We start from the raw sequence: 22,693 nt of genomic DNA on the forward strand, positions 1-22,693 counted from the left end.
GCGAAGGGGCGTGACACGATGGAGATTGCGACACTGATTGGTGGAATCGGGATTTTTTTACTTGGCATGACACTACTCACAGATACGCTCAAAAAATGGGCGGGCATGCGACTGCGTCATCGCTTGAATCAATTCACTGATGGCTCGTTGTCCGGTGCGACACTCGGTGCGACATTGACGGCTTTGTTCCAATCTTCAACGGTGACGACATTGATGACGATTGGGTTTGTAAGCGCAGGTCTCATCACGTTCGCACAATCGTTACCCCTCGTCATCGGTGCGAACGTAGGTAGTGCGACGACCGGATGGATCATCGCCGTCCTCGGATACAACCTTGATGTGAGACAATTATTTTTACCGCTGATTGGCATCGGGATGGCGTTTCGCCTTTCGAGCTCACGTTTTCGACGTTTTGGACTGTTACTCGTCAGCATCGGTTTAATTTTTGTCGGGATCGGGACTCTCCAAGAAGCGATGCGGGATGTCGTCACGTTCTCTTTTGAATCAATCGACACGATGACGTTCTTTCAGCAGGCACTCTTGATTAGTATCGGTTTAGGGATGACGGCTGTCCTTCAATCATCGACGATCGGTCTCGTCTTGACGATGACGGCCCTCGCGACAGAGGCGATTTCGCTCCCGCAAGCAGCCTTTTTGATTCTCGGACAGAGCGCTGGGACGAGCCTTGTCGTGGCGCTCGGTTCGCTTGGAGGATGGAAGTCAGCACGGCGCATCGTGTTGGCCCATGCCATCTATCATGTATCGATTGTCATCGTCGGGTGGGTGACGTTTCCGGTTCTCTTCTCTGTCGTTAATCGTGTGGCGGATTTGTTTGACTGGAATGAACTCTTGCGGCTTGCTCTGTTTCATACGACATTTCATGTACTCGGGGTACTTTTATTCTTACCGTTTCATAAAAAATTTGCGAAGCGTTTGTTGCAATGGATACCGAGTCGCTCCGAAAAGCTGATTCACTTCTTGGACCCGAATATGTCACGACTTCCGACGGTGGCCCTTGAAGCGGCCAGACGGTCATTGCTCGAAATCGAACGCTATCTCGGAAGAGAGACCGAACTGTTAATACGGGCAGGGCGGCTTCGGGAAGATGAGTTGGCACTTGTCGACAAGACGTTAGGCGATGTTCGTGTCTTTTTAAGCACGATTCGCCTTGAGGATGATGGGAAGCAAAATGATTATGGGAGGCATCTATCTCTTCTGCATACGATTGATCACCTTGAGAGGTGGTTATACGTATTACGGGAAGTCGAGCCGGTCCATTCGCTGCGAGATACCGATTTTATAGCGGCGCGAGAACTCGTTCTTCATGAGCTCTCCCTCGTACGTCAGCTGACTCATCACACGCCGCCTGAAGACTCGAAGATGTGGAAACAGACTTCGAAACAATTGGCAGAGTATCGGAAGGCGCATCGCTCGGAATTATTAGAAGAGACGGCGGCGAAACAATTGGCGATGGACCAGACGATTCAAAAAGTACAGGTGTTGCTGTGGCTCGACCGCATTGGTTATCACATTTGGCGAGCGACCCGTCACCTCATCAAACCGACCGTATCAAGCGAGCGATTCGAAGTGAATCGGGAAGATTGAAGAAAAACGGACTCCGATTCAAGGAGTCCGTTCGTCACTCACTTTTTATCCGCGTGCATGATGCCGGCTTGTCCGTAATGCGTCGCATCCATCTCTTCGATGAAGACGGTAATATTTTCTTTCGGGGCGTTCGTTGTTTCAGAGACAGCGTCCGTCACTTTTTCAATCAACGCACGTTTTTGTTCCACAGTACGACCTGGAAGCATCTTTACGGTTACGTAAGGCATGGGTCATTCCTCCTTTGTTGAAGTCTCTTCTATTGTAGTGAATCCGCATCCGTGAGAAAAGAACATTTCTAAAAACTAAAATCAGGCGGCGGTATGACTGCGTATGTTGATTGGAATATATAGAAAGAATCCGCTATCATGAAAGAACAACAGTTGCAGGAAGGGGATGACCCGATGGAATCCTTACTTACAAAAATCGATCTAGCGAAAGGTGACATGACAGCGGTAGAGAAAAGAATCGCTGATTACATTTTGTCTCACTCAACGCTCATTCCGAATATGACGACGAAAGAGCTTGCAGTAAAAGCGGACGTGTCGGAGGCGAGTATCGTTCGCTTCGCCCGCGTGGTCGGAATCGACAGCTTTAAAGCCTTTAAGCTCGCCCTTGTGAAAGATTTGGCCGTCACCGAGACGACATTGACAGACTTCAACGTCCTTCAGCAAAAAGATACGCCATACGACTCGTTCCAAAAAGTCATTCACGTAAACAAAATGGCTATTGAAGCATGTGCTGAAGCGATGGATAAACGCGAACTCGAACATGCGGTGGATTTGTTTTCGCGCGCAAACCGAATCGTCTTTTATGGGGTCGGAGGCTCATCAACGGCGGCGATTGATGCGCATTACAAGTTCACGAAACTTGGATATGCGGCCACGACGTCTCCAGACTTTCATTATATGCTGTCGTTGATCCCACATTTAGGCGAGTCAGACGTGTTTGTCGCAATCAGTACGTCAGGACGCACGAAAGATGTGCTCGAGCTCGTCCGTTTCGCAAAAAAGAAGCGTGTGCCGGTCGTCGCGATCACAAACTTGGACAAATCACCCCTCTACCGGGAAGCGAACGTGCGACTCTGTACGCCGAACGTCGAGAGTGACTTTAGGATTGCGAGTATCGCGTCACGAATGACACAGCTGACGATTGTCGATACGCTATACATGGGGCTCCTACACCGAAAAGGAGAAGGATTGATTGACCGTTACGCAGAAGCGCGAGATGAGATGGTGAAGCTACGCCGATGATTCGACCGTATTCGAAAGAAGATCAACAAGAGTTGGAGCATTTCTTGGTGAGGCAACGCTCTTTCGCTCGCTTGAATGAACAATCCGTTGAAGAATTCCGCGATGAGAATGTGGCGGATTTCGAAGAGGACGGTACCGTCAGTTTAATTATTCGTGATAAGGGACGGATTGTCGCCATCGCGGACCTGTTAAAACGGCATCCAGTGGACAGTTCGCTTTGGCTCGGGTTGTTCGTCGTCGATGAAGTCCTTCAGGGGACGGACTTGGCGCAAACGTTATATGAACAGGTGGAAGAAGAGTACATGCGTCCATATCAGACGGTATTTCGGTTAGGGGTGCTTCCAGACAACTTTCGCGCTCGTCGGTTTTGGGAGCGGAACGGTTACGTATATGAAAAGGACTCTGTGACGAATAAAGGGACACGCGTCCATGTTCTCAAGAAACAACTCATTCACCCCGAGTGAGTTTTTCTTTCACAATTAATGAAATTAAATTTCTGTAATTATAAACATTAAATTGACTTTAAATTTCAATATAGTACGATGTCATTAAAGAAAAGGAAGGATGGTGGCGATGCTAGATAAATTAGCTACAGAAAGTCGAAATGAGCAGACGATGCATTTGGACGAGATGTCAATCGAGGAGCGATTGACGATTATGAACGCAGAGGATCAAAAAGTCCCACATGTGATTCAAAATCAAATTCCGGTCATCATGCAAGTCGTGGAGCGAGTCATCGCATCCTTTCAAAATGGCGGTCGTTTGATTTACATCGGGGCAGGGACGAGCGGACGTTTGGGGGTCTTAGACGCAGCCGAGTGTGTGCCGACGTTCGGGGTGTCACCAGATCAGGTCATCGGATTAATTGCCGGTGGCGAACGTGCGCTCATTCAGGCGGTCGAAGGAGCAGAGGACAATAAAGAACTGGCAGTTAAAGATTTGAAAGCGCTTCATTTATCGGCAAAAGACACGGTCATCGGCATTGCGGCGAGTGGTCGGACACCGTACGTAGTCGGGGGGCTCGACTATGCACGAGAGGTCGGTGCGGTGACGGCTTCGATTTCGTGTAATCACGATGCGGTCATCAGTCGACACGCAGATTATCCGATTGAAGTGGAAGTCGGACCAGAAGTGTTGACGGGCTCGACAAGATTGAAAGCGGGGACGGCACAGAAACTTGTCCTCAACATGATTTCAACGACGTCGATGATTGGAGTAGGGAAAGTGTATGAAAACCTGATGGTCGATGTGCAACCGACGAACGAAAAGCTTGAGATGCGTGCCAAACGGATGATTGCAGAAGCGACAGGGGTCGATAGCGAAACGGCCGCGCGTTATTTTGCATCATCAAACGGTCATGTCAAAACAGCCATCGTCATGATTTTAGCGGACGTCTCTTATGAAGAGGCCGTCAAACGATTAGAGCGTGCGAACGGCTTCGTTCGCGAGGCGCTATAGGGGGGATCGGGATGAAGAAAGAAGAGGTTTTAGCACGGGACATCCTCGCACAAGTCGGGGGGAAAGAGAACATTCGTCAACTCGCGCACTGTATGACACGGGTTCGATTGACATTGAAAGATACGACTAAAGCAAACTTGGTTGAACTTAAAAAGATTGATGGCGTCATGGGGGTCATTGATGACGACACACTGCAAATCGTCGTCGGTCCGGGGACAGTTAATCGAGTTGCGGACTATATGAGTCAAGAAACTGGACTTGCGATCGGGGAAGAGGCATTAGATGAAAACTTGACGTTAGAGGAGCGGGCGGCACTCGAGCGCCAAAAAGTGAAAGAGAAGCAAAAGTCACCGTTTAAACGCTTCCTTCGCCGACTCGGAAATATTTTCATTCCACTCATTCCAGGACTTGTCGCTTCGGGTATTATTAACGGTGCCGCGAACTTTGCGGTCAATGCCGGCGTTGACCGGACGGAGACGTGGATGCAGATTCTACTCGTTCTCGGTAGCACGGTCTTTGCGTACTTGGCGATTCTCGTCGGGTGGAACACGGCAAAAGAGTTCGGTGGGACGCCTGTTCTCGGTGCGATTGCCGGTGGGATCCTGTTCAACCCGCTCCTCGCAGACATCGTCATTTACGGGGAGCCGCTCGTCGTCGGACGCGGTGGATTGTTCGGTGTTATTTTTGCCGGTTGGCTCATGACGTATATCGAGAAACATATCCGCCGGTTCATGCCGGTATCGATTGATATCATCTTTACACCACTCTTTACGGTGCTCATTGTTGGATTTACTGCCTTATATGCAATCATGCCGGTCGCAGGATTACTATCAGACGGTATCATGCGAGGCATTAACGCGACGCTTGAAGTCGGGGGACCGGTCGCGGGGGCACTTTTGGCTGGCTTCTTCCTACCGCTCGTCATGGTCGGATTGCACCACGGTTTGACGCCGATTCATTTGGAACTCTTGAACACGGTCGGAACGACGGCGCTTCTCCCAATCTTGGCGATGGCCGGTGCAGGCCAAGTCGGTGCTGCGCTCGCCATCTTTGTCAAGACGCGCAACCCACGCCTACGCAATATTATTAAAGGGGCCATCCCCGTCGGGTTTCTCGGAATCGGTGAGCCTCTTCTATACGGGGTCACGCTTCCACTCGGACGTCCGTTCTTGACGGCGTGTCTAGGGGCCGCGGTCGGTGGTGCATTCCAGGCAACGATGAAGACGGCGGCGCTCGGAATCGGAGTATCTGGTCTATCGCTTACGCCGCTAATCGATAACGGGATGTACTTGACGTACATTGGTGGGCTGTTGATTTCTTATACGGCAGGTTTTTTGTTCACCTATTTCTTCGGCTTCAAAGAAGAGATGGCAGATGGAATCTAATAACGAGGATTGATTCTGATCGAAGCACCTTTCTTGAGGAGGGTTATACGTGAAAGGGATTTCTGTTTACTTAAGTGATGAATTGACGACCGAGTCCATCGGTTGGATTGAACGCATACGCGAAAGTGGATTTACAAGTATGTTCACGTCACTTCACATTCCTGAAGACGACTCGACGCTATACATGGAGCGATTGCGTCAGTTAGGTCATTTGGCAATGCGACTTGAAATGGAACTCGTGGCAGATATCGCCCCGTCGTCTTTACAGGCGCTCGGGAAAGATTGGGATGATGCCCATGCACTTACGGACTGGGGTGTCACGGGATTACGTGTCGATTATGGCATTACTTCAAAACAAATAGCGGATTTGTCACAACATATGATGGTCGCGCTCAATGCGAGTACGCTCACAGAAAAAGAATTTGAGGAGATGATGCGGCACGGCTTACGACTTGAACGCGTTGAAGCATGGCATAATTTTTATCCTCGTCCGGAGACAGGGCTCGACCGAACGTGGTTTGATGAAAAAAATGCCTGGTTAGCATCGCGAGGGATTAAAACGCAGGCGTTTATTCCTGGAGACGAGCAGTTGCGTGGACCGCTTCATGAAACGTTGCCGACACTCGAGGCACATCGTCACAAATCTCCTTTTTCATGCTATGTCGATTTGCATAGAAAGGTCGATCGTGTCTTAATCGGCGACCCGCGCGTGTCAGACGCGACGATCCAGCAGTTCAATGCTTTCGACGAAGGAGTGATGATCCTTCGGGCGATTCCCCTTTCTCGTGACGCCCTTCATTCGACGCGTCATACGAATCGGATGGATCCTGCTCGCGATGTCCTTCGATCGGTCGAGTCACGTGCTTACGGCCGACCGGGGGAAGGACGGATTCCGCCGCAACATACGGAAGCGAGACCACTTGGCAGTATCACGATTGATAACGAGCACTACGGTCGTTACGCGGGAGAACTACAAGTGACGAAGCGAGATTTGCCTGCGGACGAACGGGTCAATGTCATCGGACGAGTCATTGAGCAAGACCGTCAGTTGATTCATCATGTTGACAGTGGAGGTCGCTTTCAAATCGACTGGATATGACTCGGGATTGCCACCATCCTATATCATTGTGTACAGTAGAGAGGGAGGGTGGAACATGAAAGACATTAATTTTAATATTATTTCAGACGATGCGACGGACGGACATGGTGGTTTTGGTGTCGGTTCGCTTAGCTTGAATAACATGTCCCCGGTCATCATCGATGTCGAGGCGGGCACCGCGACAATCGATATGGGCGCAATGCACGCCAAATCTGCCATCGAAAAGCGAATCAAGTTTTTGACAGAGCGTGAAGCGGTACCGAATGGAAAACCGTACTGGATCGTGTGGGTGACGGTCGGTCGAAAACCAGAAGGCTTTTATTATGGCGGGGTCGCGGCATGTGATATGGTAGTGGACATTGAAGCGCGGCGAGGCTATAAATTATTGCCGTATCATGTCAACCAGATGGACAAATCGTTGAAGGGTCGGATTTTAATCGAGATGATGGACGCTCCGTCCCGTGACGTGTTAGCGACGTTCTTACAAGAACATCGTCCTGAAATTTGGGGACAGTCGACTGAACTTCATGCAGAGCTCGAGCGCTTAGGTGCTGAGTAAAAAGATTGGACGAATTTTCGTCTCCAATCTTTTTTGTTTCAACTTTTTGGAGTAAAAAGGAAATTATGTAACTGAAGAGATATTCATTTGTAATTGTATGAAAATTCAGTATTATGATATACTGTCTACATTGTGAAAAACGAAAGGGTGATACGATGAGCGAAACGAAAAAAATCTTAATCGGTCTCGCGCTAGGTGTTGTAGTTGGTCTCGGATTGGCGGGGTTGCCGGATTCGATTTATGAGATTGTGAATCCATATATTTTATCTCCGGTCGGAACGATCTTTTTGAATCTGATTAAAATGTTAGTCGTACCGATTGTCTTCTTCTCGATTATTTTAGGCGTCATGGGTCTCGGGGACCCGAAGGAATTAGGTCGGGTCGGGACGAAATCGATTTTGTTCTTCTTGACGACGACAGCTCTCGCCATCATGTTAGCGATGGGTGTCGCATCTGTCATACAGCCAGGGGAGCGCGGGGACTTCCAAACGACAGGTCTTGAATTTGAGTCGTCGGCGACGGAAGAATCATCGAATATCGTGCAGACATTCGTGAATATGATTCCGACGAATCCGATTACCGCACTCGCTGAAGGAAATATGCTTCAAATCATCGTCTTTGCGGCATTGATCGGATTTGCCATGATTGCTCTTGGGGATAAGGCGAAGACATGGCGTCAATTCGTCAAGCAAGGTGATCGCATCATGATGCATCTCATTCACCTCGTCATGAAACTGGCGCCATATGGTGCGTTTGCCTTGATTGCCTCTGCAATCGGGGGCATCGGTCTCGACGCAGTCGTCGCGATGGCATGGTATATGATTGCCGTCGTCTTGACGCTCTTCTTGCACGCGACCATCGTATACGGGGCAGCAGTTTACTTCGTCGGGAAGATGAGCCCACTTTTCTTCTTCAAGAATTTCTATGAGGCGATGACGTTTGCGTTCTCGACGTCTTCATCAAACGCAACGCTTCCAGTCTCGATGGAAGTGGCACAGAAGAAACTCGGTGTGCCGCGTTCGATTTCATCGTTCGTTCAGCCACTCGGGGCAACGGTCAATATGGATGGAACGGCTATCATGCAGGGGGTCGCGACAATCTTTATTGCACAGGTGTTCGCTTCTGACTTGTCAATCACACAGTTGTTGACAGTCGTGATCACGGCGGTGCTCGCTTCAATCGGGACTGCGGGTGTACCGGGGGTTGGGTTGATCATGCTTGCGCTCGTCCTTCAGTCGGTCAACTTGCCGGTAGAGGGAATCGCCCTCATTATCGGGGTCGACCGTATACTCGACATGCTTCGCACATCAGTCAACATCACGGGTGATGCGGCATGCTCGGTCGTCGTCGCAAAATTGGAAGAGAAGCATCTACCACCAGTCGATGAAGACTCGTGGGATGAAGCAGGTGCAACATCTTCATCATCGGTATAATCTAATGAAGGACCATGACGACATGTCATGGTCCTTATGTTGTGAATAGAAAGAGTGATTGCTATGGAATGGGAACTGCTCCCGATCCCTTTATTGATCATCATAAGTGTTTTACTAAATAGTGTGATTGCGGTTGCGGGGGTCCTACCGAGTGCCTTTTTGACGGCAATCAATGTGAGTGTCCTCGGTCTCGTGCCGGGCATACTCGTATCGATTGTCGGTGAGGCGGTAGGAGCCATCATCAGCTTTATCCTTTACCGGAAGGCATTGCATCGATATACATCTCCAGACAGCGGACGGTTTCAGCGACTCAGAGAAGCGGGAGGGGCCGAGGCGTGGTTTCTCGTCCTCGGGATGCGTCTCATGCCGTTTGTCCCGTCTGGCCTTGTCACGTTATCGGCAGCGTTCAGTCGCATGACACTTCTTTCGTTCGCGGTCGCGAGTACGATTGGGAAGGTACCTGCCTTAATAATAGAAGGGATTGCGGTGACGGCGGCGATTCGATTGACGGTGGGGTGGCAATTATTCCTCGTCGTCCTCGTCATCATGTCATACTTCATTTGGCGAATGCGTCAAAGAAGTGGTGAGAAGATATGACAAAACGCTTCGATGAATCGTTTTCTAGAAGATTTTTTCCGTAACATCGTCCAGTCGATTAAAATCGATTCTTCGAAATCGTTTAAGAACGTCTCATGAAGTTCTTGGATGGATGTCGTATCGAACTGGGCAATCATCATCTCATGATTGAGATACATGCTCCGAAAGTCAAAATTGGCCGACCCGACGAAGGCAACCTTGCCATCGATTAAGAGCGTCTTCGCATGAATGAAATGTCGATTATATTTATAAACCTTGATGTTTCGCTTGAGTAGTTGCTCGAAATAGTATTCGGTGGCATGAAAGCTGAACCATTCGTCTCCTTTGCCGGGTACGACAATCCGAACATCGATGCCGTTTTTTCCTGCGACTTCGAGAATGGCTAACAGTTCAGGTGGAGGAATGAAGTAAGGCGTTGTCAGCCAAATGGATTCTTTTGCATCCATCAATAAGCGCATGAATCCATCCCGAATCGTTACGTCATTTCCCGGTGATGTGACGAGAAGTTGGGTGGCACCGTTTTTTCCTTTCGGTTCATTCACAAAATAGCGAGACAGGTGTTCCTCATCCGCGAACAAGTCCCATGTCTCATCGATTGTTCCTTGTCCCGCATATAGCCAATTCTCGACAAAGAGTTGCTGAAGTTCTCGGACGATTGGACCTTCAAGACGTAAGTGTGTGTCTCGCCAAAAACCGAGTTTCTCGTCTTTGCCTAGATATTCGTCGCCTACATTCAATCCACCGGTCAAGGCGATTCGCCCATCCACGACAATCAGTTTTTGATGATTGCGGAAGTTGGCGTTGAAGACGAGGTAAGGATGCAAGACTGGATCGAACGCTTGGACGTGAACACGCGATTCTCGTAGCGGCTCGATGAAATCTTCTCCGATTTCTTGACTGCCCAATCCGTCGTACAAAAAGCGGACGGTTACGTGTTCGTTTGACTTTTTAATTAGTGCATCTCGGACTTTTAGAGAGATGTCGTCTGTTCGGAACAGATAGTACTGAATATGAATATGGTCTGTCGCTCCGTTAATCGCCTCGATTAACGCCTCAAATTTTTCTTCACCGTTGATTAGGAGTGTCGTTGAGGTATGTCCATCCGCACCAGATGCGCCAAGTTTTTCTAGTGAGCGTGTCAACGGGTATGTGGACCCGATGTCCGGCGAGGTCACAATTTTTTCACTTTCAATCGCTTGCCTGAGCATCCGGATTTCAGATGACGTCCGCTTGAACCGTCGATGGCGGCGTGGTGTCCGTCCGAACATGATCCATGCCAACACGCCGATGAACGGGATGAAGAAGACGGTAAGTAACCAGGCAAGTTTCCCTTGAGGTTGTACGTGGTCGAATAAAATTTGCCACCCGATGACAAACGGTGACACGATGGCAATCCCGATTAACAAAGGAATAAGAAGATCTAGCCAGACGAAGAGACCGACTAATAAAATGACGCTTAAGACCATGATAAATAGTTGAATGACACGACGTTTCACACGAACCACCCTCTTTTTATACATTGAAAACGAGGAGATTGGTCTCCTCGTTTCTTTAAATGCTGTTCAAGACAGCATTGATTTCGTCCGCATAGCGGGCAAAGAAGTATACATTCACTGCGAGAGAGAACAAAACGAGAAAGAGACCGAACTGTGCTTTTGTCCGATTTCGATTCCAATAGTAGAAGACGGACAAGAGTACTGCGAGTCCCACGAATAGAGCGATGACTTCAACGATTCCCCAGACGATATCTTTAGACAAAAACATGTCGACGATTGTCATGACGACAAAGATGAAGACGACAATCCCTATGATCACGACTAAAATAGCTAAGATGATGCTAATCCAATCCGAACTAACCGCGTCAATTAGATTTTCAATGGCGATCTCATATTCGCTCACAACCGTTCCTCCTTTCGGGAGATTGCATAACTATTCATCTCTTACCCTTTTTTTCATGTCTAAAATCAAGGTTTCGTTGGGGAGTGAATAAACGACGGGAGCGGAATTTTAGAAACGATGGCCACGACCGCGAATACATAGAGCCAACTATTTGGTGGGAAGAACAAGACGAGTAGGACGATGATAGCCAACGGTTGTCGCATCGCCGTCGCAAGTAAGGCGCTCGTCGTCAGTACGACGGAAAGCGTCATGTCGATCTCGAACAGGAGGCTGAAAAAGTAGCCGAGCGTGAACGATGAAAAAAGGAGCGGATAGATGTGTCCGCCTCGCCATCCGGTCGCCAAACAGAAAGCGGTGAAAAGTAGTTTTAACACGCTAAACAGAAGGAGAGTATATAGCGGAATCAAGTTCCAATCGTCGACGTACTCGAGGATGGTTTCTTCCCCGGAGAAAAGTAGGTCCGGATACAGTAGAGCCATTCCCCCGATCCCGATTCCCCCAAATGTGGTGAGTAGTAATATCGGGATGTTCGAAAAGAGTCGCATCATCGTATGTTCGCTTATCAGATAAAGCCAGCCGAGTAGGATACCGCCAAGGACGATGATGAGCATAAATATATCTAATTGGGGACTTTCGATTGCCGGGAACTTAATGATGAATGGGGGACGCTCGTCGAGTTGATTCAGTAAAAAAAACGTTCCGATGCCGGCGAGTGTCGCGAGAAGGTTTAGCATCGGTTGCTTTTTGTGCTCAATCTCACCGGCCGCAACCGCACCGAAGAGCGGCGCATTGAAGACGATTCCGAGAACGACGGCATGTCCCACTTCTTGTAGTTCACCTAACTCTTGTCGAACGTAGCGGATTCGCTCGGAGAACCATGTCGTGAGTCCGCCGACAATCCCGACGAGTGCCGCTTCCGGTCCGAGGCTCGCTCCTCCGATGAGGACGAGCAGAGCCGTCAACGTCGTGAATCCGATTAGACGATATTCAATCCGATCGGTAGCCTTACGTTCCTCGATCACTTCAGGCATGAGACGTGGCATCCGTCCATAACGCTGTTGCAACAGTCCGATGCAAATCCCGGCTAGGACGGGGGTGAGAAACATATAAAAAGGCATGTCGAACTGTTCAGGAATCGTATGCCACACGAAATGAATCCCTTTATGAGTGACCAATAAAAAGGCCCAGCTTACTAAGCCGATGATGATTCCGAGCACGACCGCATATGCACTTATAATCCATGACTTCATATCCTCATCCACCTCTTTCGTTCGCATCAATCTTCTATAATATTGCTATCTCCTGAACATCTCCGGCTGAAACCTAAAATCATGAATTGAGGTTTTGGCTAAAAAAGGAGTGCGGACGATGACGTCCACACTCCTTTGATATAAAGTCAAGAGCGAAGGGGGATTGACTGATTCGTCAAAGTACTTGCCGGGGCCGGTTTCCCGAACAAATAGCCCTGGGCCAAATCAAATCCGATTTCCCGACATACGGTCACTTCTTCGAGACGCTCTACTCCCTCGGCAAGGAGCATGATCCCCATCGAATGAGTTAACGCGCGAACTTCTTTGAGGAAAGCACGTTTTTCAGCGTCTTCATCACAAAACGAGATATACGAACGGTCAATTTTAACATAGTCCGGTTCGAGTCGTTTCAACATGTCGATTGTTGAAAAACCCGCACCGACATCGTCTAGAGCGACTTGCATGCCTCGCTTTTTATACGTCGAAAAGACATGTTGAAGATGATCGACGTCATGTACTTTCTCCGTCTCTACGACCTCAAAGATAAAGCGGTCAGGGGTGAGGTCATATCGGTCAATGATATCGAACGTATGTTGTAGACAATAGTCTGGGTTGTAAATAGTAGATGGTAAGAAGTTGATGAATGTCTTTTGATGAGGAGCCACGGCTTCAAACGTCGCCTTGATTGCCTCGGCACGGGCACGTTGGTCAAGTTTCGAGTGTAGTCCGAAGCGATTGGCCGCTCGGAACAGCTCACCAGGCGAGATGGATGCCTCACTTCGGAGGAGTGCTTCGTATCCAAACGTCTCCATCGAAGCGAGGGAGATAATCGGTTGAAGGTGGCTCTCGAACGTCCCATGTTGAATCTGTTCAATGATATGGCGGTGCGTGAGCTGGTCTTTAAGAGACTCGACGTCAACGGGAGGGGTCTGGCTGTTCGAATCGTGATTGACGCAATAGACGGTTCCCTCGACATGGGTGATGAGTGCATTCAATTCTTCAAAAGATGCATAGGCATATTCATTCGTTTTTGTAATGAGCTTTCCTTGAGGAATAAACGGGATGATCGTATTACAGGAAATACAGGGTGACCACATAGAATTCCACCTTTCTATTCGAAATTGGTTCATTTAGTATATCGGTCGTATCTCACAAAAAACTCACATTCGATTGTCATTCAGCAAAAAAATCGTGCAAAATGGGTACAGGTTTTGTATACTTCCTATCGTATGATTAAGAAGCGCCTCAAAACGCCACTCGCATACGAACAACTTTTTAATCAGAAAGGGGTTCTATCGATGGACCAAAAATTAAAGTTATGGTTTACGGAGCACCAAACAGAAGATTACGGGATTACGTTCCGTGTAAACCACGTTTATGAGAGCGAACAAACGGAGTTTCAACGACTAGAGATGGTCGAAACGGACGAGTTCGGTACGATGTTGTTACTTGACGGAATGGTCATGACAACGGATAAGGACGAATTCGTCTATCACGAGATGGTCGCACACGTCCCACTCTTTACACACCCGAATCCGAAGCATGTGCTCGTAGTCGGTGGAGGAGACGGCGGAGTCATTCGTGAAATCATGAAGCACCCATCCGTTGAAAAAGCGGTTCTCGTTGATATCGACGGGAAAGTGATTGAATATTCGAAGAAATACTTACCAAATATTGCGGGTGAACTCGATAACCCGCGTGTGGAAGTCATCGTCGGTGACGGATTCATGCATATCGCCCAGTCAGAAAACGAGTACGACGTCATCATGGTCGACTCGACTGAACCGGTCGGACCAGCAGCCAACCTCTTCACAAAAGGGTTTTATGCAGGGATTTCAAAAGCGCTCAAAGAGGATGGCATCTTTGTAGCTCAAACGGATAACCCATGGTTCACACCAGAACTGATCCAAACGGTTCAACGCGACGTGAAGGAAATCTTCCCGATCACGAAATTGTACACAGCAAACGTCCCGACGTACCCGAGCGGTATGTGGACGTTCACAATCGGTTCGAAGAAGTACGACCCGGAACAAGTATCGGCTGAGCGTTTCCATGACATCGAAACGAAGTACTACACACCGAAGCTTCACAATGCAGCGTTCGTTCTTCCGAAATTCGTGGAGGACTTAACAAAATGATCAAACGTTTTGATGAAGCATACTCAGGTAAAGTGTTTATCGCCAGCCTCCCAGAGGTGACAGAGGCGAAGACGGTTCTTTACGGGATGCCGATGGACTGGACGGTCAGCTTCCGTCCGGGCTCGCGTTTCGGTCCGAACCGGATTCGTGAAGTGTCAATCGGACTTGAAGAATACAGTCCTTATTTAGACGGAGATTTGGCAGACGCTGCGGTATACGATGCGGGAGATATCCCACTTCCATTCGGCAATGCGCCGAAATCGCTCGACCTTATCGAAAATTTTGTCAAAGATGTCGTCAAAGCAGGTAAGTTCCCACTCGGAATGGGTGGCGAACACCTTGTCACATGGCCGATCATCAAAGCGATGCACGACGTGTACGGCAACGACTTTGTCATCCTCCACTTGGATGCACATACGGACCTTCGAGATGAGTATGAAGGCGAACCGCTCTCACACTCGACTCCGCTCAAAAAAGCGGCAAACTTGATCGGACCGTCAAACTGCTATTCGTTTGGAATTCGTTCAGGGATGAAGGAAGAGTTTGAGTGGGCTCGTGAAGTCGGCTACAACATGCATCAGTTTGAAGTAATCGAACCACTTAAGCGCGTCTTACCGACACTCGCCGGGAAAAAAGTATATGTCACCATCGATATCGATGTCCTTGACCCATCGGCAGCACCGGGAACGGGAACACAAGAAATCGGTGGCATCTCAACGAAAGAATTACTCGAAGCGGTACATGCCATTGCGAACGCAAACCTCGACATCATCGGTGCAGACCTTGTCGAAGTGTCACCAGCATACGATCAGTCGGATATGACGGCGATCGCGGCAGCGAAAATTCTTCGTGAGATGATGATTGGATTCGTGAAGTAAATGCGAAAAAAAGGTCAGCTGGAAATGGAGCTTAGCGCGCGCATTACGCAATGGGAGAAAGAGTATCTTGGACGTGGGTCATTGACATGCAAATCGGACCTGCTTCGGGACCTCGCCATCGTTACGCTGCAAGGAGTTTTGACACCAGCAGAGTACGAGTTATCTACTACGATGACGGGTTGCGAGCAATTGAAGAAATACCGAAACAACTTGGTCGAGTCGGGAAGAAGTCAACTCGAATCGATTGTGGAGCAAGTACTCGACCGTTCAATCGTATCCCTCCATACCGATATCAGTACGAAGACAGGGGAGCGTTTGATCGTCTTTCGTTTGAATGCGCCCTGGGATAAATTGGATTGACAAGAAGAAATGTAGTTTGTACAATGAGGGTCAGAGACGTATAGGGAGCGGTTGAACGAGTCTACACGAAGCGTTCCTTCGAAATCCCGCTACGTAGCTGCTGATTCATTCAATCAACCGACAGTTGTCGGCTTGGTGGAGCGATCTATTCGAGCCGCCAGCATACAGCGCATACCTTTTTAGGTGTGCGCTTTTTTGTCGAAAAGGAGGAAGACGCATGGAATTGTTTTTATTCTTGTTGACGAGTGCTCCGGTGCTGTTATTTGTGACGGGTGTCGTTGCCGCCGTCGGTAAGTCAAATTTAAAAATTCCTGATTCATTGAACATTACATTAAATATTTATCTATTGATTGCGATTGGTTTGAAAGGTGGAATGGGTCTTGCCGCTGTATCGTTCGAAGAGATCGCACTGCCGTTGACGGTGACTCTTGTCATCGGTCTGTTATTACCGATTCTCGCATTTTTCGTAGGTGGACTATTCAACTTTTCTTTCCATGAACGGATTGCGATGGCCGCGACGTTTGGCTCGGTTTCACTCGTTACGTATGTGGCCGCGTCGACACAGCTCGAGCGACTCGGGATTGCGTACGAACCGTTCATGACGACGTTGGTCGTCGTCTTAGAAATCCCGGGGTTGATTGTGGCGTTACTGCTGTACAATCAGACACAGGTGATGGGGATCACGGCCACTTCAGGAAAAGCAAACTCATTTTCTGTCATTCGGGATAGTTTGTTCTCTAAAAGTATTCTTTTAATGATTGCGGGTCTTGTCGTCGGTCTCGTGACACCTGATGCGACGCCACTAAAACCATTTTTTGTAGACCTGTTCCCAGGCGTCTTGCTTCTCTTTTTATTAGGTTTAGGGGTAAAAGTTGGGCAACAACTAAGAACGATTCCAACGTATGGACTAAAATTTATTTTGATGGGAACGCTCTTTCCGCTAGTCGGTGCACTCGTCGGTTATGTGGCGGCGGGGATTGCCGGACTATCTGACGGCGGAACGGTCATATTGATGACACTTGCGGCGAGCGGTTCGTACATCGCAGCTCCGGCAATGCTACAAGCTTCGGTACCGGAAGCGAAGCCGTCTTTCTATTTGACGCTTTCTTTAGCTGTCACATTCCCGTTCAACTTATTGATTGGGATTCCAATGTATATTGCGATTGTCACGTGAAAAAGCATCGACTCGATCGAGTCGGCACAGAACGAACCCGGTCGAAAACATCGTCCGGGTTCGTTCTGTTTAGCGAATCAATACAGTCCCTCCTTAATTCCAATCAGCAAACATATCATTAAAAACCAGCGCAGGCTAGAGCCTGCGCTGGTTTTATGCGTTCATGCATGTCATTGCTTCACTTTTTGGTCCTCCATACATTTTAGGGCTGCTGTCCAGCTTCCGAATAGGGCGTTGATTGTCGACGTGCTTGGGACATGTCGACCTTCGGCCCATTTTCGATAATGAAGGATACTGAAGTGGGGCAATTCGGATTTTGCGAGCTGCAAAGCGTCAATGACGTCTTCCTCATCCCATTTTCGTTTCGGTGGGGCGATATCCAAAACAAAAAGAGCGTAACTCCACGAACCGTATTTTCGAGCGATCGTGGCCACTGTCGGATATCCTTTTTCTTGCGCCCATACCGCATAGTGTTGGGATGTTAGACGTTCCAATGTCTCTGAAGCTTCAATCAACGCTTGAATGATTCGTTCTTCATTGTTTCGGACCGTCGTGGTCTGAAGCTTTGCTTCGCGCAACGCGTTCGACCATGAGCCGAATCGACTGCTGATGAGCGTCAAGGACGGGGCTTGAGATACTTTTGCCCAGGCGCGATATGTTTGGCTCGTAAAAAGGTCGAGTTCTTCTGAAGCCTCGATCAGCGCGGTCAAAATATCTTCGTCAGAATAATAGCGATAAAGCATTTTAATCTCTGCCGCTTGAACGGCTTCCCGCCAAGAACCAAATTTGTAAATCACGGTCGATAGGGAGGGGACGTCTTTGTTTCGGGCCCACAATGTGTACTGTTTTGTGTCGAATTCTTCGAGTTCATTTGCTGCTTGTTTTAGGCATGAGAGGATCTGTTGCTCTGTCCATCGTTTCATCGTGATGTCTCTCCTTTTCAGAAGCAAACTATAGCTTCAAAGGTCGTGGTGTGGTTAAACAATGATGGTCCTAAAGGAAAGCTAAAACCTGATGTTCAGTGACGTGAGATGACAAATCAGACATTTGAATGTGTGGACTGCTGTGAGACATTGGCACATCAATAAAATTCCAAAGTGAAATTAATCCAAATGTCCTACCTTATACTTCCCATAATACCCATATAAAATAAAAATATTCACAAACGAAAGGAAAAATACATTACACATTTGTTAAACCGTTTCATGACGAAATGTCATTCGTATCAAAAAGCTATTCTTTTCTTTTGGATTGTGAATACTGAACGGGTACTTATCTAGCATCAACGCGATGCTGACTGGGATGGAAGGTGGTGAAGGAATGAGTACTCCAACTGTTCGCTCTCTTATTGATCGAAAAAACGCGTTACTCATGTTGCTCGACCTTATGATTGCTACACTTGCGATTTTTGTGACATTCGATTTATTTTTTGCAAATGATCCGACGGTAACATCTGTACCGCAAGATTTGATCACGATCCTCGGACTAAAGGCACTCGTTCTTCTCGTTTTAGGCTGGGTGACACGGGTGTATAGAATCGATTGGCGATACGGATCGATGCGTGAGTTGCAGTTGCTCGCCATCGTCTTGATTGTGAGCGATACGGTCGTCTTATTCGCTTCGTTTTTGTTATTGGATGCTTTTTCTTATCAAGCAATCTTTATTCAAAGCTTACTCGCATTTAACGGGATGTTATTTATCCGACTCGTCGCAAGAACACGTTCATTCTTTCAATTTCACGCGCCTGTTGCAAACGGGAAGGCGACGTTGGTCATTGGGGGAGGCGAATCGGGTCAAAAAATCATTAAGGAGTTAAAAGAACATCGAACGAATGTGCTCCACGTTGTGGGCGTACTAGATGATAACCCGTTGCTTCATCGATTGTACATTCATGGAAAACCGGTAATCGGTTCAATCGATTTGTTAGAACGAAAGATTGAAGAACTTAAGATTGAGGTTGTCGTGTTGGCCATCCCTTCTCTTCCGTATAGAGATCGTGTCCAACTATTGAAACGAATCGAGAAGACAGGAGTTGAGTCACATGCATTGCCGATGCTTTCAGAACTGGCATCAGGAAAAGTGTCATTGAACGAGATCCGGGAAGTGGCCATTGAAGATTTACTCGGTCGCGAGCCTGTTCAGCTCGACGTTTCTGAAATCTCTCAATCATTGAACGGATTGACTGTTTTCATATCGGGTGCAGGCGGATCAATCGGTTCTGAACTGTGCCGTCAATTGATTAAGTTTAATCCGGGCAAATTGATTCTGTTTGGACATGGTGAAAATAGTATTTATGCCATCGATCGAGAACTTCGTTCACTCGGATCCGATACAGAAATCTGTCCAGTCATAGGGGATGTTCAAGACCGGTCACGGTTAATGGAAGTATTCGATCAGTATCGCCCAGACGTTGTGTATCACGCGGCAGCTCACAAACATGTACCCCTTATGGAAGAAAATCCGAGGGAAGCGGTAAAAAACAATATTTATGGGACGAAAAACATGGTCGAAGCAGCTGACTTTTTTGAGGTAGGACGGTTTGTCATGATCTCTACGGACAAGGCGGTCAATCCGACGAACGTGATGGGTGCGACGAAACGTGTGGCAGAAATGATTGTTCAACAACAGGCGAGACATAGTGAAACGACATACTCGGTCGTGCGTTTCGGGAACGTCCTCGGGAGTCGTGGCTCGGTCGTTCCGCTCTTTAAAGAACAGATTCAACGCGGTGGACCGATCACGGTAACGCATCCGGACATGACCCGATATTTTATGACGATTCCCGAAGCGAGCCGGCTCGTCATTCAAGCGAGTGTGCGCGCGAGTGGAGGAGAAGTGTTCGTACTCGATATGGGAAATCCCGTAAAAATTGTGGATTTGGCCAAACGGATGATCACGTTGAGCGGCTTTACACTTGAACAAATTCCAATTCATTTCAGCGGGATTCGCCCGGGTGAAAAATTGTTCGAGGAACTGCTTGCCTCGAGCGAGCACACGAACGAACAAGTGTATGAAAAAATATTTGTCGGTTGTACAAGACCTTTCAAATCGGTCGATCCGATTTTGAAAACGATTGAGAACTTATTGGACCAATCAAATGGACTCACTTCATTCTTATTATTCGTCGCCAACAACGAATTACCAGAAGAAGTGATGGAAAGTATTTTTGCTCCACAAATTGAGCCAGTTCGGGTTCGGGTCAATGAGTCAGCGCAAAGGAGGAAGTCGTTATGAAGAAAACAGTGCTCGTCACAGGCGTAGCCGGATTCATCGGTTTTCATTTAGCTCGACGATTGTTGAAAGAAGGGCATCACGTCATCGGGATCGATATCGTCAATGACTACTATGACCCGAGATTGAAAGAATCGAGACTCCATGTGTTGACCCATCCCCACTTCAAGCTATATCGTGATGCCCTTGAAAATAAGATGGCCATCACTCGCGTCTTTGAAAAAACACAACCTCACGTCGTGGTCAATTTGGCGGCACAGGCAGGAGTACGGTATAGCCTAGAGAATCCGGACGCCTACATTCAATCTAACATTGTTGGTTTCTTAAACATTTTGGAGGCTTGTCGAGCTTATCCGGTAGAGCAGTTGATTTACGCCTCCTCGAGCTCGGTGTACGGATCGAACAAAGCGATGCCGTTCTCCGAACAACATCCAGTCGACCATCCGCTGTCACTATATGCTGCCTCGAAGAAGGCGAATGAGCTGATGGCCCATACGTACAGTCATTTGTTCGGTCTCAAAACAACCGGATTACGGTTCTTCAGCGTCTACGGTCCTTGGGGGCGACCGGATATGGCACTTTATAAATTCACCGAGGCGATCATGAATGGCGAGCCGATCGATGTATACAATTACGGCGACATGCAGCGAGATTTCACATACATCGATGACATCATCGAATCAATCGTCCGACTTATGGATATCGAACCGTTACCGGAAGAAGAGTTTGATTATGAACAACCTCTGCCTGATCGGAGCGACGTCCCGTTCCGCGTTTATAACATCGGGAATCAACAGCCTGTACCCTTGATGGACTTTATTCGAACAATCGAAGAACGGGTCGGTAAAAAGGCCATTCTCAAGTTGTTGCCACTTCAAGCAGGAGATGTGCCAGCGAGTTTTGCGGACTCATCTTCCTTGTATGAATCGATTGACTTTCAACCACGGACATCGATTCAGGAGGGAGTGAACGCATTCATTGATTGGTATATCGCCTATCATCAAGTGTTAAAGGAGGGGATTGAATAATGGGGATTTTACAAGATCAACTCTATGCACATTCACCGATTCGCCTCCAAAATTGGTTGATTTCTTTATATGGAATCAAATTGTATCGAGAGCGATACGGTCAATACTACGAACAGGAACTAGAACGACTGAGACGTGACCCGAACGAGGCAGCGCCTGATGCGAGCCTGAAGCATTTGAACGAGTTCTTACAGTTTTGTGCCCAGCACAACGCTTATTATAAACGACTATTCAAAGAGCACGGAATCACGTTGCCGCTTGAAAGTTTAGAAGACTTTAAGCGGGTCCCGCCTTTGGAAAAAGAAACGCTTCGCACGGATGAAACGATTTTCTCTGATCTTCACGCACCTATCATCGGAGTGACCGGAGGAACGACAGGGAAATCCATTCAAGTTCGTTTCACCGAATACGATTATCAGATTCGAATGGCGCACCTCGATTATTTCAAAGAACAACACGGTTTTTATCGGGGGATGAAACGCGCAAGTTTTACCGGTCGGATGATTTGTCCGCGAACTCAAAAGAATGCGGTGTATTGGCGTTACAATGCCCCGATGAAGCAAATGCTATACTCGGCTGTCCATTCAAATCCGATGACGATTCCACACTATATCGATTCGCTGAATGAGTTTCGACCGGTTGCACTTGATGGTTCACCGTCAGATATGATTGAAATCGCCAAATACTTGAAGACACACCAAAAGACGTTGGCGTTTCGACCGATTGCCTTGTTTCCAACCTCGGAGACGCTCACACCATCAGGACGGTCATTGTTAGAAGAGATGTTCCAAGCACCGGTTTATGATCAGTACGCCTCTTCGGAAGGGGCTCCCATCGTTACCGAATGTGAACATGGAAAGATGCATTTGCGACCTGAGATGGGAATCATCGAGACAGATGATTCTGGAGAAGCATTCGTTACGAGTTTTACGACGCATGGAACCCCCCTTGTTCGATATCGTATCGGAGATCGCATGACGATCAGTGAAGCAACTTGTTCATGTGGGCGCCGGGACACGATTATCGAATCAATTGACGGTCGTCAAATGAACTATGTTGAGACGCCGGAAGGATACAAGGTGTTTGAAGGTGATTTGACAGCGGCTGTCGGGGTGCTACCGAACTCGATTATTCAAATTCAGGTGTTACAGCACAAAATTGATGAAATCGAGATGTTATATGTGAAGGATGAGGCGCGCTTTGAGCCTGGACATGAAGTTGCCCTCCGACAGGAAGTCGAGCGTCTGTTTACGACACGGATGAACGTGTTCTTGAGAGAGGTGAAGAGCATTCAAAAAGAAGGGAACGGAAAGGTGCGTGTTGTAAAACGGCTCTACACTTAGCGAGAG

General features: G+C 48.0%; 22 protein-coding genes. 16 read left to right on the plus strand and 6 right to left on the minus strand.

Annotated elements, in window-relative coordinates:
• The first annotated feature begins 18 nt into the window (after positions 1-18).
• The gene (locus tag KNP00_RS05730; protein WP_215143121.1) at positions 19-1,605 is read left to right on the plus strand and encodes a Na/Pi cotransporter family protein; all 1,587 of its coding nucleotides are present in this window, start codon (positions 19-21) and stop codon (positions 1,603-1,605) included.
• 38 nt (positions 1,606-1,643) lie between these two features.
• Here KNP00_RS05730 and KNP00_RS05735 read toward each other — a convergent pair whose 3' ends face one another.
• Complete coding sequence (locus KNP00_RS05735) at positions 1,644-1,832, minus strand: 2-hydroxymuconate tautomerase (RefSeq protein WP_215143123.1); 189 nt, start codon at positions 1,830-1,832, stop codon at positions 1,644-1,646.
• 174 nt (positions 1,833-2,006) lie between these two features.
• On the opposite strand from KNP00_RS05735, the gene KNP00_RS05740 reads away from it, so the two are divergent.
• The 8 genes from KNP00_RS05740 to KNP00_RS05775 all read left to right on the plus strand — a co-directional run bounded on the left by KNP00_RS05740 (position 2,007) and on the right by KNP00_RS05775 (position 9,386).
• Complete coding sequence (locus KNP00_RS05740; protein WP_215143313.1) at positions 2,007-2,855, plus strand: MurR/RpiR family transcriptional regulator; 849 nt, start codon at positions 2,007-2,009, stop codon at positions 2,853-2,855.
• A complete protein-coding gene (locus tag KNP00_RS05745; protein ID WP_215143125.1) occupies positions 2,852-3,319 on the plus strand; it encodes a GNAT family N-acetyltransferase in 468 nt (155 codons plus the stop codon). The genes KNP00_RS05740 and KNP00_RS05745 overlap by 4 nt, the downstream gene beginning before the upstream one ends.
• Before the next feature lie 109 nt (positions 3,320-3,428).
• Entirely contained in the window at positions 3,429-4,313 is an 885-nt protein-coding gene (gene murQ / locus KNP00_RS05750) for an N-acetylmuramic acid 6-phosphate etherase (RefSeq protein ID WP_215143127.1), read from the plus strand.
• An 11-nt stretch (positions 4,314-4,324) separates the two neighbouring features.
• Positions 4,325-5,698: a PTS transporter subunit EIIC gene (locus KNP00_RS05755; protein ID WP_215143129.1), complete on the plus strand. Its 1,374-nt coding sequence runs from the start codon at positions 4,325-4,327 to the stop codon at positions 5,696-5,698.
• Between the two features lie 49 nt (positions 5,699-5,747).
• Positions 5,748-6,797: a DUF871 domain-containing protein gene (locus KNP00_RS05760; protein WP_215143131.1), complete on the plus strand. Its 1,050-nt coding sequence runs from the start codon at positions 5,748-5,750 to the stop codon at positions 6,795-6,797.
• A 55-nt stretch (positions 6,798-6,852) separates the two neighbouring features.
• The gene (locus tag KNP00_RS05765; RefSeq protein WP_215143133.1) at positions 6,853-7,356 is read left to right on the plus strand and encodes a YwhD family protein; all 504 of its coding nucleotides are present in this window, start codon (positions 6,853-6,855) and stop codon (positions 7,354-7,356) included.
• Positions 7,357-7,511: 155 nt separating this feature from the next.
• A complete protein-coding gene (locus KNP00_RS05770) occupies positions 7,512-8,789 on the plus strand; it encodes a dicarboxylate/amino acid:cation symporter (protein WP_215143135.1) in 1,278 nt (425 codons plus the stop codon).
• A gap of 63 nt (positions 8,790-8,852) precedes the next feature.
• Positions 8,853-9,386, plus strand: coding sequence for a TVP38/TMEM64 family protein (locus tag KNP00_RS05775; RefSeq protein WP_240542736.1), 534 nt, complete (start codon positions 8,853-8,855; stop codon positions 9,384-9,386).
• On the opposite strand, the gene cls is transcribed toward KNP00_RS05775, so the two are convergent.
• The 4 genes from cls to KNP00_RS05795 form a co-directional block, all read right to left on the minus strand.
• Positions 9,362-10,882 carry a cardiolipin synthase gene (gene cls, locus KNP00_RS05780; protein WP_215143136.1) on the minus strand — a complete coding sequence of 507 codons (1,521 nt, stop codon included), beginning with the start codon at positions 10,880-10,882 and terminating at the stop codon, positions 9,362-9,364. The two genes, KNP00_RS05775 and cls, sit on opposite strands and share 25 nt — an antisense overlap.
• Before the next feature lie 55 nt (positions 10,883-10,937).
• Positions 10,938-11,285, minus strand: coding sequence for a hypothetical protein (locus KNP00_RS05785; protein WP_215143138.1), 348 nt, complete (start codon positions 11,283-11,285; stop codon positions 10,938-10,940).
• 65 nt (positions 11,286-11,350) lie between these two features.
• Complete coding sequence (locus tag KNP00_RS05790) at positions 11,351-12,535, minus strand: chloride channel protein (protein WP_215143140.1); 1,185 nt, start codon at positions 12,533-12,535, stop codon at positions 11,351-11,353.
• A 146-nt stretch (positions 12,536-12,681) separates the two neighbouring features.
• Positions 12,682-13,632 (minus strand): EAL domain-containing protein, encoded by a 951-nt coding sequence (locus KNP00_RS05795; RefSeq protein WP_215143142.1) that lies wholly within the window; start codon positions 13,630-13,632, stop codon positions 12,682-12,684.
• A 201-nt stretch (positions 13,633-13,833) separates the two neighbouring features.
• Here KNP00_RS05795 and speE point away from each other — a divergent pair, with 201 nt between their 5' ends.
• The 4 genes from speE (at position 13,834) to KNP00_RS05815 (ending at position 17,085) form a co-directional block, all read left to right on the plus strand.
• Complete coding sequence (gene speE / locus KNP00_RS05800) at positions 13,834-14,673, plus strand: polyamine aminopropyltransferase (protein WP_215143144.1); 840 nt, start codon at positions 13,834-13,836, stop codon at positions 14,671-14,673.
• Positions 14,670-15,551 carry an agmatinase gene (gene speB, locus KNP00_RS05805; RefSeq protein WP_215143146.1) on the plus strand — a complete coding sequence of 294 codons (882 nt, stop codon included), beginning with the start codon at positions 14,670-14,672 and terminating at the stop codon, positions 15,549-15,551. The genes speE and speB overlap by 4 nt, the downstream gene beginning before the upstream one ends.
• Positions 15,552-15,911, plus strand: coding sequence for a Na-translocating system protein MpsC family protein (locus tag KNP00_RS05810; RefSeq protein WP_215143147.1), 360 nt, complete (start codon positions 15,552-15,554; stop codon positions 15,909-15,911).
• 217 nt (positions 15,912-16,128) lie between these two features.
• Entirely contained in the window at positions 16,129-17,085 is a 957-nt protein-coding gene (locus KNP00_RS05815) for a sodium-dependent bicarbonate transport family permease (RefSeq protein WP_215143149.1), read from the plus strand.
• 170 nt (positions 17,086-17,255) lie between these two features.
• Here the strand turns inward: KNP00_RS05815 and KNP00_RS05820 are convergent, their stop codons facing one another.
• The gene (locus KNP00_RS05820; RefSeq protein WP_215143151.1) at positions 17,256-18,008 is read right to left on the minus strand and encodes a homing endonuclease associated repeat-containing protein; all 753 of its coding nucleotides are present in this window, start codon (positions 18,006-18,008) and stop codon (positions 17,256-17,258) included.
• 397 nt (positions 18,009-18,405) lie between these two features.
• Between KNP00_RS05820 and KNP00_RS05825 the strand changes: the two genes are divergently transcribed.
• From KNP00_RS05825 to KNP00_RS05835, 3 genes are read left to right on the plus strand one after another with little or no spacing between them, the layout of a single operon-like run.
• Positions 18,406-20,319 carry a polysaccharide biosynthesis protein gene (locus KNP00_RS05825; protein WP_215143152.1) on the plus strand — a complete coding sequence of 638 codons (1,914 nt, stop codon included), beginning with the start codon at positions 18,406-18,408 and terminating at the stop codon, positions 20,317-20,319.
• The gene (locus tag KNP00_RS05830; RefSeq protein WP_215143153.1) at positions 20,316-21,344 is read left to right on the plus strand and encodes an NAD-dependent epimerase; all 1,029 of its coding nucleotides are present in this window, start codon (positions 20,316-20,318) and stop codon (positions 21,342-21,344) included. The genes KNP00_RS05825 and KNP00_RS05830 overlap by 4 nt, the downstream gene beginning before the upstream one ends.
• Positions 21,344-22,687, plus strand: coding sequence for a phenylacetate--CoA ligase family protein (locus KNP00_RS05835; RefSeq protein WP_215143154.1), 1,344 nt, complete (start codon positions 21,344-21,346; stop codon positions 22,685-22,687). The genes KNP00_RS05830 and KNP00_RS05835 overlap by 1 nt, the downstream gene beginning before the upstream one ends.
• Positions 22,688-22,693 lie beyond the last annotated feature (6 nt).

Origin of the sequence: Exiguobacterium qingdaonense (assembly GCF_018617855.1) — a bacterium.
Classification (GTDB): domain Bacteria; phylum Bacillota; class Bacilli; order Exiguobacteriales; family Exiguobacteriaceae; genus Exiguobacterium; species Exiguobacterium qingdaonense.

Excerpts from the sequence above, each read along its gene's own strand:
- KNP00_RS05765 (WP_215143133.1), top strand. The coding sequence starts at position 6,853 with ATGAAAGACATTAATTTTAATATTATTTCAGACGATGCGACGGACGGA.
- KNP00_RS05740 (WP_215143313.1), top strand. The coding sequence starts at position 2,007 with ATGGAATCCTTACTTACAAAAATCGATCTAGCGAAAGGTGACATGACA.
- KNP00_RS05815 (WP_215143149.1), top strand. The coding sequence starts at position 16,129 with ATGGAATTGTTTTTATTCTTGTTGACGAGTGCTCCGGTGCTGTTATTT.
- KNP00_RS05770 (WP_215143135.1), top strand. The coding sequence starts at position 7,512 with ATGAGCGAAACGAAAAAAATCTTAATCGGTCTCGCGCTAGGTGTTGTA.
- KNP00_RS05830 (WP_215143153.1), top strand. The coding sequence starts at position 20,316 with ATGAAGAAAACAGTGCTCGTCACAGGCGTAGCCGGATTCATCGGTTTT.
- murQ (WP_215143127.1), top strand. The coding sequence starts at position 3,429 with ATGCTAGATAAATTAGCTACAGAAAGTCGAAATGAGCAGACGATGCAT.
- KNP00_RS05825 (WP_215143152.1), top strand. The coding sequence starts at position 18,406 with ATGAGTACTCCAACTGTTCGCTCTCTTATTGATCGAAAAAACGCGTTA.
- speB (WP_215143146.1), top strand. The coding sequence starts at position 14,670 with ATGATCAAACGTTTTGATGAAGCATACTCAGGTAAAGTGTTTATCGCC.
- KNP00_RS05795 (WP_215143142.1), bottom strand. The coding sequence starts at position 13,632 with ATGTGGTCACCCTGTATTTCCTGTAATACGATCATCCCGTTTATTCCT.
- KNP00_RS05790 (WP_215143140.1), bottom strand. The coding sequence starts at position 12,535 with ATGAAGTCATGGATTATAAGTGCATATGCGGTCGTGCTCGGAATCATC.
- KNP00_RS05735 (WP_215143123.1), bottom strand. The coding sequence starts at position 1,832 with ATGCCTTACGTAACCGTAAAGATGCTTCCAGGTCGTACTGTGGAACAA.
- speE (WP_215143144.1), top strand. The coding sequence starts at position 13,834 with ATGGACCAAAAATTAAAGTTATGGTTTACGGAGCACCAAACAGAAGAT.
- KNP00_RS05730 (WP_215143121.1), top strand. The coding sequence starts at position 19 with ATGGAGATTGCGACACTGATTGGTGGAATCGGGATTTTTTTACTTGGC.
- KNP00_RS05755 (WP_215143129.1), top strand. The coding sequence starts at position 4,325 with ATGAAGAAAGAAGAGGTTTTAGCACGGGACATCCTCGCACAAGTCGGG.
- KNP00_RS05775 (WP_240542736.1), top strand. The coding sequence starts at position 8,853 with ATGGAATGGGAACTGCTCCCGATCCCTTTATTGATCATCATAAGTGTT.
- KNP00_RS05745 (WP_215143125.1), top strand. The coding sequence starts at position 2,852 with ATGATTCGACCGTATTCGAAAGAAGATCAACAAGAGTTGGAGCATTTC.
- KNP00_RS05810 (WP_215143147.1), top strand. The coding sequence starts at position 15,552 with ATGCGAAAAAAAGGTCAGCTGGAAATGGAGCTTAGCGCGCGCATTACG.
- KNP00_RS05835 (WP_215143154.1), top strand. The coding sequence starts at position 21,344 with ATGGGGATTTTACAAGATCAACTCTATGCACATTCACCGATTCGCCTC.
- KNP00_RS05820 (WP_215143151.1), bottom strand. The coding sequence starts at position 18,008 with ATGAAACGATGGACAGAGCAACAGATCCTCTCATGCCTAAAACAAGCA.